This window comes from Flavobacterium sp. KKT103 (genome assembly GCF_055640565.1).
Genome location: NZ_CM145766.1, coordinates 1587348 through 1602963, shown reverse-complemented (window position 1 = coordinate 1602963; position 15616 = coordinate 1587348). Strand labels below are relative to the sequence as shown.

The 15616-nt window shown below is 31.7% G+C and carries 14 protein-coding genes; 1 reads left to right on the top strand and 13 read right to left on the bottom strand.

Going from position 1 to position 15616, the window contains the following annotated elements; genetic code table 11:
• Nucleotides 1-12 precede the first annotated feature (12 nt).
• From ACZ2G0_RS06875 to ACZ2G0_RS06820, 12 genes are all read right to left on the bottom strand, one after another.
• Nucleotides 13-714, bottom strand: a complete 702-nt coding sequence (locus tag ACZ2G0_RS06875) for a class I SAM-dependent methyltransferase (protein WP_470309599.1) — start codon at nucleotides 712-714, stop codon at nucleotides 13-15.
• A gap of 69 nt (nucleotides 715-783) precedes the next feature.
• Nucleotides 784-1989: a hypothetical protein gene (locus ACZ2G0_RS06870; RefSeq protein WP_470309598.1), complete on the bottom strand. Its 1206-nt coding sequence runs from the start codon at nucleotides 1987-1989 to the stop codon at nucleotides 784-786.
• A 1-nt stretch (nucleotide 1990) separates the two neighbouring features.
• Nucleotides 1991-2917, bottom strand: a complete 927-nt coding sequence (locus ACZ2G0_RS06865; protein WP_470309597.1) for a glycosyltransferase family 2 protein — start codon at nucleotides 2915-2917, stop codon at nucleotides 1991-1993.
• Complete coding sequence (locus ACZ2G0_RS06860) at nucleotides 2917-3933, bottom strand: glycosyltransferase family 2 protein (protein WP_470309596.1); 1017 nt, start codon at nucleotides 3931-3933, stop codon at nucleotides 2917-2919. Before ACZ2G0_RS06860 ends, ACZ2G0_RS06865 begins: the two co-directional genes overlap by 1 nt.
• A 7-nt stretch (nucleotides 3934-3940) precedes the next feature.
• Nucleotides 3941-4879, bottom strand: a complete 939-nt coding sequence (locus tag ACZ2G0_RS06855) for a glycosyltransferase family 2 protein (protein WP_470309595.1) — start codon at nucleotides 4877-4879, stop codon at nucleotides 3941-3943.
• Nucleotides 4880-4959: 80 nt separating this feature from the next.
• The gene (locus tag ACZ2G0_RS06850; protein WP_470309594.1) at nucleotides 4960-5856 is read right to left on the bottom strand and encodes a glycosyltransferase family 2 protein; all 897 of its coding nucleotides are present in this window, start codon (nucleotides 5854-5856) and stop codon (nucleotides 4960-4962) included.
• A gap of 47 nt (nucleotides 5857-5903) precedes the next feature.
• Nucleotides 5904-7049 carry a glycosyltransferase family 4 protein gene (locus ACZ2G0_RS06845; protein ID WP_470309593.1) on the bottom strand — a complete coding sequence of 382 codons (1146 nt, stop codon included), beginning with the start codon at nucleotides 7047-7049 and terminating at the stop codon, nucleotides 5904-5906.
• 30 nt (nucleotides 7050-7079) lie between these two features.
• Nucleotides 7080-8075: a glycosyltransferase family 2 protein gene (locus tag ACZ2G0_RS06840; RefSeq protein ID WP_470309592.1), complete on the bottom strand. Its 996-nt coding sequence runs from the start codon at nucleotides 8073-8075 to the stop codon at nucleotides 7080-7082.
• Nucleotides 8066-8878, bottom strand: coding sequence for a glycosyltransferase family 2 protein (locus tag ACZ2G0_RS06835; RefSeq protein ID WP_470309591.1), 813 nt, complete (start codon nucleotides 8876-8878; stop codon nucleotides 8066-8068). Before ACZ2G0_RS06835 ends, ACZ2G0_RS06840 begins: the two co-directional genes overlap by 10 nt.
• Nucleotides 8875-9621, bottom strand: coding sequence for a class I SAM-dependent methyltransferase (locus ACZ2G0_RS06830; RefSeq protein ID WP_470309590.1), 747 nt, complete (start codon nucleotides 9619-9621; stop codon nucleotides 8875-8877). The genes ACZ2G0_RS06835 and ACZ2G0_RS06830 overlap by 4 nt, the downstream gene beginning before the upstream one ends.
• Before the next feature lie 184 nt (nucleotides 9622-9805).
• Nucleotides 9806-11092 carry an ABC transporter ATP-binding protein gene (locus ACZ2G0_RS06825; protein WP_470309589.1) on the bottom strand — a complete coding sequence of 429 codons (1287 nt, stop codon included), beginning with the start codon at nucleotides 11090-11092 and terminating at the stop codon, nucleotides 9806-9808.
• The gene (locus ACZ2G0_RS06820) at nucleotides 11093-11962 is read right to left on the bottom strand and encodes an ABC transporter permease (protein WP_470309588.1); all 870 of its coding nucleotides are present in this window, start codon (nucleotides 11960-11962) and stop codon (nucleotides 11093-11095) included. It abuts the gene before it with no gap.
• An 814-nt stretch (nucleotides 11963-12776) separates the two neighbouring features.
• Here ACZ2G0_RS06820 and ACZ2G0_RS06815 point away from each other — a divergent pair.
• The gene (locus ACZ2G0_RS06815) at nucleotides 12777-13514 is read left to right on the top strand and encodes a tyrosine-protein phosphatase (protein WP_470309587.1); all 738 of its coding nucleotides are present in this window, start codon (nucleotides 12777-12779) and stop codon (nucleotides 13512-13514) included.
• A gap of 30 nt (nucleotides 13515-13544) precedes the next feature.
• Here the strand turns inward: ACZ2G0_RS06815 and ACZ2G0_RS06810 are convergent, their stop codons facing one another.
• Nucleotides 13545-15518, bottom strand: a complete 1974-nt coding sequence (locus ACZ2G0_RS06810; RefSeq protein WP_470309586.1) for a polysaccharide biosynthesis protein — start codon at nucleotides 15516-15518, stop codon at nucleotides 13545-13547.
• Between the last annotated feature and the right edge of the window lie 98 nt (nucleotides 15519-15616).

The following is a 15616-nucleotide window of genomic DNA, read 5'->3' as shown; positions in this document are numbered from 1 at the left end:
GAAAATTCTCTTTTAAAACGGTTTTCTTACTGTACCAGTTAAACCAACTATCATTGTTGATTTTTTAAAGTTTAATGGTGGTTTGTCGTTCTTGTAAAGGATACTAATAATGGGTTGAACAATTATTCTCATTAATTTTTTCTTGTTACCCCACAAAAACATATTCACCCATAGACCAAGCATATGAGCAACAGCTGCATGGTAACCACCCATTGGTTTAATTTTTATGGTGTCAAATTCTACCTTTTTGAAAATACGATCTAATGCGTAAGGAGTGTATCTATAATAATCATGAGGAACTTCATGCAAAGACATTAAAAATGGAACCGTAAAAAAAAAAGATCCTCCTGGCTTTAAAACTCTTTTTACCTCATGTAAATATAAATAAGGATCTGCAATATGTTCTAGCACTTCAGTAGAAATAACGACATCAAAATGATTATCATCGAACGGCATTACTACGCCATCCCATAGTATATCCGGCTTTACATTACTGTAATTTAAGCCATATTCAATATCCATCCCAACGTACTTTTTAACTAGTTTGTTTTTCAAAACTAATTCTTTGTAAGGCATGCATCCACATCCTGAATCTAAAACTTCACCATGAAACGTTGGTATAGCGACTGAAATTGCTTTTAAAATTTCCGATCTAATAATAAATGATTCTAGGTTATTTTTTGATAATTTTAAATCGGTAAATTCGTTTATCATAGAAGATATATAAAAAATATTGTTTTGGTATTTGTATGGACCGATACAATAGTATATTTGGTGAATACACTATTGTAAATGAAGAACTTTATCTAACAACTTTGTGAAATTTTCGTCAGTAAAATAATCTCCAAAAGGATAAACTGGTTCATCAGTAGCCATTCGATTTACAATTAAATTTTCTAATTTTTCTTTAATTTCTTCTTTATCATCACACTGAGCAATAAACTGCTCGTCTTTTATTATTCTGCGCATTTCACTTCTTCCTGGCGATAGAGAAAATACGGGTTTATTAAAAGATGCCAAAAAGGGTGCTTTACCAACCAAAATATTACAATACAAAGGGCCATTTTCAAGAATAACATTTATATCTGTCAAATGAATTTGTTCATAAGCTGAATTTGAAAAATTTACAGTATCTAAAATTATAATATTTGGAACTGTTGCATAGCGCGCTTTTAAAAACTTTATATTTATTCCTTTTACTCTTAAAATAAACTCCGTTTCATCCTTGAATTTGGAATTAGTTTCTAGCAAAGCACGATAAGCATCTAGGAGAATCAAAATATCTCTACCAAATTGGATTGCACCGTGGTAAGAGATTGTAATTTTTTTTTCTTTTTTAAAGACTTGACTAATTTCTGTCAAATCAAAAATATCCTCAGAGTATTGGTGCGGTAATACATAAAATTTCTTTTTTGAGCCATATAAATAGGATAAATCTTCAGAGAGTAAAGCATTGGCCATACAGCATTTTGCCTGTGAAACCACTTCTTGCATTTTTTTTAATCTAAAAAGCTCTAAATTAGACAAGCTATTGTGGGTCCCTGCACACCAAAAAACAGGGTAAGGCTCATGAAAAGTGAGAACTGCCCTTTTTAAAATTGGTAAGTCTTTCGATCCTAATATGGTTTCATGCTCCAAACCTGCACTTCTAATGAATATATGTTCGTACTGTTCGAAATCAATTTTAGCAATGTAAGATCCATATGTTTTATGAATATATTGCTCTTTTAAAGAAACATGAAATAATCGCCAATATATTTTATTAAACCATTTAACTGTAAATGGAATTTTTAGATCTAAAATGTGCTCTTGAATTGAATTAACTGGTAATAATTCCAGTTGATCATCACTTACGTATTGTTTTAAATAAACCACATCGATTATCGAATGTGGTTTCGCCATTCTTAATTTCGATAAAAATGACCTTGATATAATACCTTGACTGGTCCCAGAGACACGTAAATCTTGTTCGATTATTAAAAATTTCATTTTATAACTTTGATCGTTTTTTAATACTGTATAATTTCAACCTAAGCGGTAAAGTTGCATAAAACAATTGCCATTTGCCCTTATAAAATCCAGTTAACGCTAGTTCTTTCATAATTCTGTGGTAAAGATTGTATTGTTTGTATCCAATAGAGAGTGAAATAAAATATCTTATAATCGAATTAGTGAGTTGTCCTTTCTCTTTCAAATTTTTGCAAGCCAATAAAATAGCCTCTGCATAAGATGAAGTTTGAACACTGTTGTAGCAGTAAAATTCTCCTGTAAGTGAATGACGGTGTTTGCGCCCGTAAAACAAACATTTATCTATAGAAACGCCTTCAAATCCGCAGGAAACAATCCTTGAATATAATTCCCAGTCCTCGGCATACATTAAAGATTCTACGAATCTATTGCTTTCAAAACATTCTCTCTTCCACATGATAGCACAAGAGTTAAAAAAAAGTTCATATTTCAATATTTTCTCAACATCTTTTACACCAATACTGAAAAACGAATAGGTTGTCCCGTAGTCAAAATTATAATGAAATTCACCAAAAAAAGCATCACGGATGTACCTGCAAAAAGAAATATCTTTTGTTTGTAATTCATGTACGCACAATTGCAAATTTTGAGGATGAGCAATATCATCATCATCAAAAAAAATAATATAATCGCCTTTAGCAAGATCCAAGCCGTAATTCCTGCTTCCTGGTAATCCTTTTTGATATTGATCTGGTCTTTTTAGATACTGAAATCGATCATCTTCTTGCAATAATGGTTGAATAATTTGTATTGTATTATCAGATCCACCATCATCTATTATCAAACACTCCCAATCATGAAAGGTTTGGTTTTGAATTGATTTTAGTGATTCAAGAATATAATCTGCCCTATTATAGGTAGCCAGAATTATGGAAACTATTGGCATCATTATTTTTTAAAAAAAGAATACTTGATCATTGTTTTTATGGCTTTCTTATCAAGTACCAAACCGTATTTTTTAATGATATAAAGTGATTTGAAAAAATTACTTTTATACCCTTTATCTTGAACCATTAGTTCGACTGCTTTATTCATAAAAACTTTGTCTATGGCAATTTTACTTTTAAAATTTTCATTTAAGGCCAGTTTCTCAGTGAACCTTTTAATCAATGCTTCATTTTCTATAATCCATTTAAAAGGAATTTGTTGATAGTTCAGCGATTTAGCTAAAAATTCTGCCATTGATTCTGCCTCTTTATCTAAAAAAATGGTGGTGAAAGCATTATACATCTTAGCAACACTGCTATTCCAAAGCTGTTTTTTATCGGGATTAACTGCAATTTGATGTGTTAAACTAGTATCATGTTTTCTATAACGGTACAGCTTTTTTTTGCATTGATAAAACAGGCTATGCTCTATGGATCTTAACCAAAAATCGTAATCCTCAACTAAAAAGCAATTTTCATCATATCCCTTATTTCTAGAAAAAACATCTTTTTTATAAAGGAAACAGTTTCCAAAGTAATTTCTAAAAAGAACATTTTCAAAATTAAGAAAAAGGTAGTCTCTGCATTTTTTTCCAGTATCGTCAATAATAATCATATCAGTGTACACGACATCCACCTTATTATCGATCATTGCTGACATCATAATCCTAAGGGCATCGTGTTCGTAAATATTGTCATCACTGGTCCATGAAAACAAATCACCTGTCGCAGCAGTATGCCCAATATTTAAAGCCGCTGGTAAGTTTTGCTTCTCCTCATTAATAATAATTTTAATCCTATTGTCTAGAGTAGCATATTTATTTATAATTGCTAATGTGTTATCAACCGAATGTTCATAAACAATAATTAATTCAATGTTTTTATAAGATTGATTTAAGCAACTTTCAATTGATTCAGAAAGAAACTTCGCTCCATTGTATACTGGCAGAATTATGGAAATAAGGGGAAGAGTGACCACTATTTAATTATTTATTTTTAATAAATTTTACAATATCCAAAGTCATATACGCCGAAACTTTCCATAAATTATACTTTGCGTTTTTAACTACACACTCGAAATACAATTTACTAGCAGTAAGAAAAGCTCCTTCATTAATTTTACTTTTAATTAATTTAAGTACAGTTTGACGGTATCTTTGATGAAATACGAAGGCGTATTCTTTTAAATTTATGCGATTGTAATACTTAAAAATTTGCCAAAAAGTATTTTTGTGTTGGTAATTTTTCTCTATGTCTGATATCATGCTGGTTACTCCTTTACTATGTTGCCTGTAAGAAGCGGGTATGATCTCATCTTGAAACTTGCTTTTACCAAAATGACCTAATAAACTGATATGAAAAATATCAAAATTCACAACGGAATAAATCTCTGGCGGTAGTGTTCTAATAACATTTCTATAACACATTGTTACCGGCATTATAAATGCGCCACTAATAAGCTTACCTTTTGAATAATCATTCTTTTGTAAGTCGTTAAAAATCGAATCTTTAATTTTTACTCCATTTTCGTTTACTAGATTAGTATCATGACAACTAATAACGTAATCCGGATTTGACTCTAAAAACTCTACTTGTTTTTGTAGTTTCGTAGGGTCATTCCAGAAGTCATCTCCTTCACAAGATGCAATATATTTTCCTTTGGATTTTTGTAGTACAAAATAGCAATTAGGGCCCATGCCTATATTACGTTCATGTCGAGTGTAAGAAATTATAGAGGCTCTTGAATCAGTAAGTAAAATATTTTGTATTACCGCATCTGTGTCATCAGGCGAACAATCATTGGCTATAATTAGTTCAATTGGAAAAGTACATTGTTGCATCAGTACACTTTTTATTGCTCTTTCAATAAATTTTTCGTGACCATAGGTAATCATACAAACACTTACGGTAGGATATTGTTCCATTTATAATTTTCTAATTCGCATCTGTTGGTAAATAAACCTATACACTAGTTCTGATTTAACAGTGCTCTTGGTTAGTAATTTTATCTTTTTTTAGCAATTTTATCTTTAAAATAAATAATAAAATTCCTTGGCACGATTAGCTTCAGTAGATATATAAATATTGGAGGTACAAAGCCAATTGTACTATATTTCGACACTCTTGAATTTACTGAATTACTTATTTCATTTTTAAGGATTGAGAATTCTTTGTCATATTCATATTCCAAATAAGCGTTGTAGCTATCTATGCAGTTAATTAGACTTTCCTTTTTTTTGTTTTCGGGCATTTTTGACCATTCGCCATTTCCATGAACTCTCCGTACTGAAGTGAGCTCTTTCAAAATTGCAATAAAACCGTTTTTACTTAAAACTAATCCCAGCATCCAATCTGCAATATCTAGCTCGTAAAAATCAGATTTTATTTTATTAATCTCTGATTTTCTGAAGACACATGCAGAAAGATTTCCTAATTTATTTCCACTTGCCATGTCTCTAGCAGTGATGTACTTATAATTATCCACTGAACTCCAACCGCTGTTTGTTATCGTATTTAACTGCTCATCAAATTGTAAATACCTATTCATAGACATAACGCATTCTCGATGAGTATCTAAGAAATCAACATGGGTTAACAAGCGTTGGGGACTGGTCCAGTAGTCATCGCCTTCCATCACCGCAATATATTCGCCTTGACAAGATTCAAAAGCTCTTTTATAATTTTTAGATATACCCAAATTTGTGGTATGATCTAGTATTTTTAAATTTTGAATACTACCTATAAACTTGTTTTTTACTATAGTAAGGGTATTGTCCATTGATGCGTCATCTGCAACAATAACCTCAAATTCAAACGGAATATTTTGAAATAAAATACTATCAAGACATTGATTAATATATTCCTCCTGATTGTAACAAATAAGTAAAATACTTAATTTCATTATCTATTTATATTATTAATTCAACTGAATTTTACCCAAGTCAAACTTTAAAGTTTTTTAATACAATTATATAATTCGGGTGCTAACCTGTCCGAAACAAATTCAGCAAAATTAACTTTATTAAGTTCTCCATCTTTAAGCCTCAATTCATCATTATTGTAATAGACCATCAGTTTTTCAGCCATTGCTGCACAATCTAAATAAGGCACTACAAAGCCTCCACCGTTAATAATAACCTCAGCAGTACCTGTTGCTTTTTCAAAACATATTATAGGCACACCCATTTTGCCTACCTCAATACAAACCAAAGGAAAGGGATCTTCGCGCGAAGTCATTAAAAAGACATCAAACTTCTCAAAATAAATTTCGGGCTCAACTTGTTCTCCAACAAAAAAAACAACCTCTTGTAAACCAGATTTTTCTAAATCTGCCTCAATCAATAATCTTTGCGGGTAAGAAATATAGCCTATCCAAGTGAATTTAATTTTTATATCTGGATATACTTTTTTTATGTGGTGCGCCACTTGAATAAACAAATCATAACCTTTTCTAGAAAAAACTACACCACAGGCGCCTACTTCGAAAATCTTTTCCTTTAATAGATTATCTTCTCTTGGTATATTTTTATTAAATTTCTTATCTGAAAACGCATAAACAAGTTGGTTCTTGGAAGGAGCTACCAGCCAGTTTGCTGTTAAGCTTTCTTTTACTATTTTAGAAACTGAGATAAACTGATCAACATGTGGAATATAATCTTTGAAATTTGGCAAAAGTCCCTTTATGGCGGTATTTAATTCATGAATATGAGCCACCAATTTCGGGTTGTTTGTACTGCTTTTTTTTATTTCGGTTGCAAGTGCAACTGAAGCTATTGTATTAGCGTAAATCAGGTCATAATTTTGATTTGCAATAGAATTAATAAAGACTTGCTTACGACTACCTTTTCCTAAAAGTTTTCTCTTTGTGTAAAAATACAGTTTTGGGAAGAGTTCTTTTTTTTCAGTAACATCAGCATAACTATAAACTGTATCAGTGAACTCAACAAAATCGTTTTCCAAATGTCCACCTTCTAAAAAAACTATATCTAAAATAAGATTCTTGTGTGTAACTTTTAGCCATTTAATGAATAAGAGTAAAACGTAGGGCGCACCTGTTAATGAAGCCGTATTAGAAATAAAAATAATTTTTTTCATAAAAATTTAAAAACAATTAAATCTAAATTATTATTTCCTCTTAAATAGGCGATCCATTCTTAAAATAAAATTTCTTCGGAATTGATACTTCTTCATAAACGTTGGTATTATAGTAATAAGGATTAATAACCCATTTACTTTTTGAGTATTTCTAAACAAATAAAACGCTTTATCATATTTTAAAGTATTGGTTATCTCTGAATTTATTTTTAAAATAGTTCCCAAATTATTGGGTTTTTTACTCCTCAAGAAAAAAGCCATCATTTTCCTAAGATTAATATCCATTCCATTATAGGACAAAAATTTACCTGTTTTATGCGCAATCGTAATAACACTTTGAGAATGATAACGGTAATAATTTAATTTTTTAGGATTGTAAGCGATTTTATTATTGGTAAGTAATTTTAAATACAATAACCAATCACCACAGTATTTAAGAAAGCTATGCACATCTAATGGCCCTAGCTCTTCCACAATACTTTTTCTGAATACAACTCCGCTTGCATTAGGAATTACATTCCAATAAATTAGGAAACGCTCAATAAATTTATTGCCATCCAAACAAAAATTTTCAAGAAATAATTTTGAGTCTAGACTATCTGTATGATTAAGCCAATCGCCCGTACAATTATTAAATTCGTCTACTCTATTAGATTGACAGTAGGACAAGGAAATTTTCTTATTTTCGATTAGTGGCTTAAGCACAACTTCTAAAAAATTGAGTTCACAAAAATCATCCGATTCAGCAATCCAAATATATTCTCCTTTAGCTAGACTAATACCTTTATTCCATTGCATAAAAGTGTTTCCTGAATTCACTTTATTTATAAGGCAATGACTGACTTTTTTATTGTGAGCATATTGCGATAAAATTGCTGCACTACCATCGCTACTACAGTCATCCAACAAAATAACTTCGATGTTACTATAACTTTGATTAAATATGCTTTCTAACCGCTGAACCAAATATTTTTCATGGTTGTAGTTAGGAACGATTACAGATATCAAAGGAAGTTTTATTTCCATAAACGTCTTTTTATCCTTCTCAATACTGTTTTAATTAAACTTTTTGAAGTTTTGTTTTGAATTAATTGAGAAAAAAAGCGTTGATTTTTCATCCATGAATCAGCATAATACTTGTGATATAATCTTGGGTATTTTTGAACTATGTAATCCTGATTTGCTAACATCATATCTTCATTAAATGTTGAAATCATTGATTCTCTTGAAACGAAATAACCAAACGTAACTTGATTTAAATGATAAAAATTAGCATTTAAAATTCCTGATGCTATCCAGAATTCCCAATCTTCATGACCTTGATACGGTAAGTTTTCATCATATCCTCCTACTTTTTCCCATAGATTTTTTCTATAAATTGCACAAGCGTCAATGTAGTTGTGAACTAAAATTTTATTTAAATCAAATGTATCAACTTGCCACAATCCGGTTTTTTCTCCAAAATATTTAGCGTGACCATGAACTACACTAATTTCTTTTATCGATTCTAAAATTTTAATTGCTTGAACACCAAAATTTTTTTCAACTAAATTATCTGAATCCAATGGCAATATGTATTTCCCAACTGATTTATTTATACCATAATTTCTTGCAGAACCTAGTCCACCGTTTTCTTTCTTAAAATAAACAAATCTCGAATCTTTATTTACGTACTCTAAAGCTATTTTTTCAAGATTATCTGGAGAGCCGTCATTTACTAGTATCCCTTCCCAGTCCTGATAATCTTGTTCTATAACTGACTTTAACGTTGCTTCTAATGTCTTTTCTGTTTTATAGCAAGGTATAACTATGGATAAAATTGGCTTCATAGTTTACTTACAAACCTTTTTATAATGCGTTTCAAATATTTTTTTGGACTTGTAGAACCTTTTGATGCCAAAGGTAATTTATCAGCCTTCATGCATTTATATGCAAACAATTCAGGGTGGATATAGGTATTGCGAAATTTATCTTTTGGAATTAAATCGTATATATTGTTTACCAATTCATCTTTCTTAATAAAAATTAATATATTTTGTCTGTACCACCAACTTATTTTTTGATTATTCCAAATTTCATGTCTTAAAAAATCAACACATTCAAAATTGTTTTGAGCAAATAAATTAACCCAATATTCATTATATTGTTCATTAAAATGTAAAGTTCCCTCCTGACCAGGAATAGCAGCAGAAAACAAAACTATATCTCCGTGCAAGCATAGAGAATCTATGAAATTCCTAGCATTTTCGGGTAGTATGTGCTCAGCGACTTCTAGTGAAGTAACTAAATCAAACTTTTTTTTCAGATTTAAATTAAGATTCAAATCATAATCTAAAAATTTATTTCTATCAATTATCAAATCCTCAACCTTAACATAATCGCCATCTACTCCAAAAATATCGCAATTATTTTCTTCAAATATTTTTAACCACGTACCTAAACCACAACCCACATCCAAAACCGTCTTAGCTTCAAAGTACCTAAGAAATAAAGGAACTACTTCCTTTGCAGAATTTAAAGATTCTTGAAAATGAACGTTATGAAAATTATCCTTATAATCAACTGGTGTCATATGTTTAAAATTTTTGTTCGCTTACATAAAGCACTTTCGAACAAAGTTTATTTGTTTTCTATTTTTTTATTAGCATGTTGGTTTGATACTATTTCTAAAAAAATATAAAATCTATTCTTATAGTAAATAAATCAAAATATAATTGCTTTTACAATACTTGAGACTGCTAATTCCCCAGTAAATACTAGTGAAATTTAATTTCTGAATCATAAAAAAAATTTAACTTTTCTTGTATCGGCTTCCTACCGTCCATCGTTTTTAAAACGTCAAAACTAAAAGCATCTACAATAGTATCCACATTGTTTTCTTCATCTCCAAAATAGATATCAACACTGTACTGATTTGATTTTATTAATCTAAAAACTGGAAAAGTTATGGTGATTACACCTTCTGTATATTCCAAATTCAATTGATCATTTGTATTTCTATTGTTCAATCCCACAATTTCCAAATCGTTGGAGTCTTTAATAACAATACCTAAAACACCTTCTTTATATTTGTAACTAGTTTTATATTTAAATTTGAACTCAACGAAGCTTCCTGTAACTAAAGTGCTTGTTCTTCTGCTATCACAAAGTATTTCAACAGATACAATTCCTTCATTTTTAATACTCTTATTTGGATGGTTACTAATGTCATAAAAGCCTGATTCCTTTAACCCGAAGACTTTTCTATTTAAATTTAGACTAAGATAGTAATCAACTGTATCATCAATTCCTCCTTCAAAAACAACTTTACCATGCTCCAACAATATCCCTCTCGTACATAAACTTTTTACAGCCACCATATTATGACTCACGAACAAAACCGTTCTCCCACCTTGCCTTGAAATATCTTGCATTTTACCAATAGCTTTTTTCTGGAACTCGGCATCACCGACTGCTAGAACCTCATCGATAATTAATATTTCAGGCTCTAAGAAAGCCGCAACAGCAAATGCCAATCGCACTGTCATTCCTGAGCTGTATCGTTTTACAGGAGTATCGATGTAACGCTCACAACCGGAGAATTCGATAATTTCATCAATTTTTGAGGCAATTTCTTTTTTGGTCATACCTAGTATAGCACCATTGAGGTATACATTTTCTCGGCCGGTCATTTCACCATTAAAGCCTGTTCCTACTTCCAGTAGGGAAGCAACTCGACCGCCAAACTTTATACTACCGGTTGTAGGCGCCGTAACACGGGATAATATTTTTAACAAGGTAGATTTTCCAGCACCGTTTTTCCCTATTATTCCTAATACCTCTCCTCGCTCCACCTCAAAATTAATATCTTGTAAAGCCCATACGTAGTCACTTTCGCCCTTAGTGGAGCGGTCATTCAACTCTCCAATTTTCAAATACGGATTTTCTTTTCCACGTATCTTATGCCACCAACGGTTTAAGTCATGACTCAATGTACCAGTACCAACTTGACCTAGGCGGTATTGCTTGGAGATGTTTTCAGCCTTTAAAATAATGTCTTTCATTTATACAGTGTCAATAAAACTTTTTTCTGTTTTGTTAAAAAGTAGTACGCCTACTAAAAATAAAACGATCGCCACTACTACCGTGTAAACCAATCCTTGTAATGAAATTTCACCTACATTCAATAGCATATAGCGGGTACTTTCAATTATATATGCCAGCGGATTGTATTGTACTAACCACGCATATTCTGGCATTTTTTCTTGTACCAAAGCAATTGGATAAACCACTGCCGAAACATACATTAAGAGCTGTACTCCAAAACTAATCAAATAACTAAAGTCTCTGTATTTAGTAACTAGTGATGATATTATCATTCCTAAACCCAATCCAAGTATACCCATTAAAACAATTAAAACAGGAAACAGTAAGCTCCAACTATTGAAACTGATTTGCGCTCCTTGAAAATAAAAGTAGAGATAGAAAGCGATAAAAATAAAGAATTGAATTCCGAATTTCAATAAATTAGAAACTACAATTGACAATGGGACAATAATACGAGGAAAATAAACTTTGCCAAAAATTCCTGCATTGGCACCAAAAGTATTGGAGGTTCCTGTAAGGCAGGATGTGAAATAATTCCAGATAGTAATTCCTGCTAAATTAAATAAAAAAGGAGGAACTGCCCCCGTATTGATTCCTGCCAAATTATTAAAAATGATGGTAAACGTAATGGAGGTAAACAAAGGTTGAATTAAATACCATAATGGCCCTAAGACAGTTTGTTTGTAGGCCGTTACTACGTCCCGCTTTACAAACAGCGTAAGTAAGTCACGGTACTGCCAGACCTCTTTAAAATTCAATGAAAAAAAGTTGTTTTTAGGAGTGATTTCAAACAGCCATTCGGTGTTTTTATCTTGGGATTGTTTCATTATGGGAAGGAAAAAAAGAAAATTCTTTCGTAATAAATTAGCTTGTGGTGTTTACGTTCACACTGAGTACCAATGCTCACGCCCTCTACCTCCCAAAGGAAGCGAGGCCGAAGCCAAATATAATAATTTAAAGGTAAAAAGGCCTTTTAACTAGAAGCCTTTTTTAAGTTCGATCAGGGTGGATATTTCAGTATAGGGTGAGGCTGTTGGTATTAATCTAATCATAAAGAAAAAGCAAATACCCACTAGACTGACAATTAGTATCCTATGTAATTATTGCGATACAAAAGGGCAGAAAATACTAAAATGAAATAAATCATAAAAAAGAGTAAGTAGGTACTAGTCTTTCTGTTTTTCTGAATTTAGTGCTTCAGCTACTTACTTGAGCTGAAAGTCTTACTACATTTCGTACTAAGTTGATTTCAATTGGATGTCGCTATCTTTAACTCATCTAAAAATAAAGTAATAACTGCATACGTAATTGCCAAAGGTAAAAATGTAGATTACTTTATTGGCGAAGGTAGAGACTTACCGCACATCTGTAAGAAGACGCTAAACTAAGTAGGTCTAAAATTTAAAAAAACAATTTCATTTAGGTGGCAATTACTTATCCCCCATTTTAAAACTGGATATAACGGAATGAACATACAAACCCTTCAATGAACCGTATCATTGGAACGATTCACAATACTAAAAAAAAGCATCGTTCCATTTGCCAATAAAAAAGGCAAGGAGAACGATGCTAAAAAGAATAAAACATGAAATAGCTCACAAATATTCTGTTACTTTGCAAACCAACTATAAAATATAAATTGTGTTTTTCTTCTCTAAAAATAAAGCGGTTTTAAAAGATTTGATTCCGGACAATCATGTGGATATCCATTCGCATTTATTACCTGGTATTGATGACGGTGCAAGGACATTTACAGATAGCCTTAGACTTACACAATCGTTGCAGAGCTTTGGAATTACTCAAATTATAACTACGCCACATATCATCCAGAACGTGTGGGACAATACACAAGAACAAATTCAAGCTTTGGAAAAAGAGACTGTGACAAAATTAGCTGCAGCCAACATAAGCATGCATTTTAAAGCTGCCGCCGAATATTTGATGGATGATCAATTCATACGCCTTTTTCAATCTCAAAATCTATTGACATTAAAAGATAATTATGTATTAGTAGAGATGTCCTACATCAATGCTCCAATTCAATTGTACACAATACTTTTTGATTTACAAGTGGCGGGATATATTCCGGTTTTAGCACATCCAGAGCGCTATTTATTTTATCAAAATAATTTTAGCGAATACAAAAAACTGAAACGAGCAGGTTGCCTGTTTCAGCTTAATTTGTTAGCAGTTGTGGGGTATTATGGTGGTCAAATTAGTAAGACTGCGGAGAAATTACTCGCTGCAGGCTTGTATGATTATGTTGGGTCAGATGTGCATCATGACAACCACATTGCTGCTTTTAGCGAGAAAATCACATTTAAAGATGTGCTGCCTTTACAAGAAATAATAAAGAATAATCAGTTTTTTAAACAGTAGCACTTTGGAAGTTAGTACATCTAAAATGAACTACACAACCTGAACCTTATCTAAAAGCTCGAAATTAGAATTCATACTTTTAAATTCAGGTACGATATCTTTCATAATACGCACGGTTTCATCATTATTATATTGCTTGGCGCTATGTAATAATTTATCAATACTACATTGCAAATTTATATACTCCTCTGAAATCTCCTCCGCAATCATGATTTTTTCGTGGTGAGTAGGTATTGTTTTAGAAGTATCGTTTAATAATTCTTCGTACAATTTTTCACCAGGTCGCAAGCCAACAATCTTGATTTTAATATCTACTTCAGGAATAAAGCCCGCTAATTTGATCATTTTGCGCGCCAAATCTATAATTTTCACTGGTTTTCCCATGTCAAAAATGTAGATCTCGCCTCCATTACCCATTACACCTGCCTCCAAAACTAGCTGACAAGCTTCTTGGATGGTCATAAAATACCTTATAATATCCGGATGGGTGATTGTAATTGGCCCTCCTGTTTCAATTTGTTTAGTAAACAATGGCACCACGGAACCGTTAGAACCTAAAACATTTCCAAAACGAGTAGTGATAAATTTAGTATTGTGTTGGTCTGGATTCAGTACACTTTGCAACTGCAAAGATTGGACGTACTTTTCAGCAATCCTTTTACTAGCGCCCATCACATTACTAGGATTTACTGCTTTATCAGTAGAAACCATGACAAATTTTTTGACTTTGTATTGGCAAGAAAGATCAGCTATAATTTTAGTGCCTTCAATATTAGTTAAAATTGCTTGCGATGGATTTTCTTCCATCAAAGGCACGTGTTTATAAGCAGCGGCATGAAAAACAACCTGTGGTCTATATGTGCTAAAAACATGGTCCATGGCTTCTTGATTTCTAATGTCAGCAACAACGAATTGCATTTTAGTTTTTGATTCGGTGGCATTCATTTCTAAGTACAAATGATGCAAAGGTGTTTCAGCTTGGTCCAAAACAACAATCTTCTTTGGATTAAAGAGCATAACTTGCCTAACAATCTCGCTACCAATGGAACCAGCAGCTCCAGTTACTAAAATTGTTTTATCCTTTAATTGTTTCGATATGGATTTAGTATTCAAAACAATTGGTTTCCGTTCCAGTAAATCTTCGATTTCTAACTTTTTTACCTTTTGTGAAATTTCTTTTTGATTTTCCCAATCGGTAATTAGCGGTACAATATATACCTTATAATTAAATTCTAGACATTGTTCTACGATCAGTAAGCGTTCCTCTTTTGACAAACTTTTATCCGCTATAATTACTCCTTCTGCCCCAATAGATCGCATGAGAGTAGGTAACTTTTTCTTTTGAGTTAAAATGGGCAAATCAAGCATCCTCTTTGAAGCATTCTGATTATTTTTGTCAACAAATGCTACAATTTTAAAACGAGTTGGAACCTCTAATTTTAATGCTTTGGCAACTGAAATAGCATTAGCATCCGTGCCAAAAATGATCGTTCTAATGAGTTCAACATTACTTTTTTCGGCAAAATAATGTTCGAATACCTGCTTAACCGCAACCCGATACAAAAACAACCCACAAAAAGCGAGTACCATATTGATAAACAAACCTGTGTTTAAAAATATTTTAGTACCATAAAAAACCTCATGTAAAAAATTAACTAACACTAGCGTGATTAATACTCCTACTTGAGAAAATAATAATTTTAATGCATCAATATAAGAGGAGTGTCTAATAATACCCGAGTAAGTACGAAACAACCAGAAGAAAAAAATATTGATTGAGAATAACATCCCAACAAATGTAAAGTTACGATTGGTTAAAATATAATCCAATCCAGTACCCTTAAACAATATATAAGTACCAAAAAATGCCAAAACTAGAACCGAAATATCAAAAAGCACAATTATCCAGCGCGGTAAATAGCTAAGATTTCGAATATTAAACCTTAAATTTTCACGAGAAAAAAAATCAGAAGTAAACGTTCTTAGGCTCATTATATGTTTCATTTAAATCTTTAAAATATTAGAAAACCCTACACGACTGTCATATAAAAGATCTTATATTTTACTATTTTAATAATTTTGATACCAGAAAGAAACAAATT

Bases quoted from the DNA above. Each gene is read 5' to 3' on its own strand.
- ACZ2G0_RS06855 (WP_470309595.1), bottom strand. From the start codon at position 4,879: ATGGAACAATATCCTACCGTAAGTGTTTGTATGATTACCTATGGTCAC.
- ACZ2G0_RS06820 (WP_470309588.1), bottom strand. From the start codon at position 11,962: ATGAAACAATCCCAAGATAAAAACACCGAATGGCTGTTTGAAATCACT.
- ACZ2G0_RS06870 (WP_470309598.1), bottom strand. From the start codon at position 1,989: ATGAAATTTTTAATAATCGAACAAGATTTACGTGTCTCTGGGACCAGT.
- ACZ2G0_RS06830 (WP_470309590.1), bottom strand. From the start codon at position 9,621: ATGACACCAGTTGATTATAAGGATAATTTTCATAACGTTCATTTTCAA.
- ACZ2G0_RS06810 (WP_470309586.1), bottom strand. From the start codon at position 15,518: ATGAAACATATAATGAGCCTAAGAACGTTTACTTCTGATTTTTTTTCT.
- ACZ2G0_RS06850 (WP_470309594.1), bottom strand. From the start codon at position 5,856: ATGAAATTAAGTATTTTACTTATTTGTTACAATCAGGAGGAATATATT.
- ACZ2G0_RS06825 (WP_470309589.1), bottom strand. From the start codon at position 11,092: ATGAAAGACATTATTTTAAAGGCTGAAAACATCTCCAAGCAATACCGC.
- ACZ2G0_RS06865 (WP_470309597.1), bottom strand. From the start codon at position 2,917: ATGATGCCAATAGTTTCCATAATTCTGGCTACCTATAATAGGGCAGAT.
- ACZ2G0_RS06875 (WP_470309599.1), bottom strand. From the start codon at position 714: ATGATAAACGAATTTACCGATTTAAAATTATCAAAAAATAACCTAGAA.
- ACZ2G0_RS06835 (WP_470309591.1), bottom strand. From the start codon at position 8,878: ATGAAGCCAATTTTATCCATAGTTATACCTTGCTATAAAACAGAAAAG.
- ACZ2G0_RS06840 (WP_470309592.1), bottom strand. From the start codon at position 8,075: ATGGAAATAAAACTTCCTTTGATATCTGTAATCGTTCCTAACTACAAC.
- ACZ2G0_RS06845 (WP_470309593.1), bottom strand. From the start codon at position 7,049: ATGAAAAAAATTATTTTTATTTCTAATACGGCTTCATTAACAGGTGCG.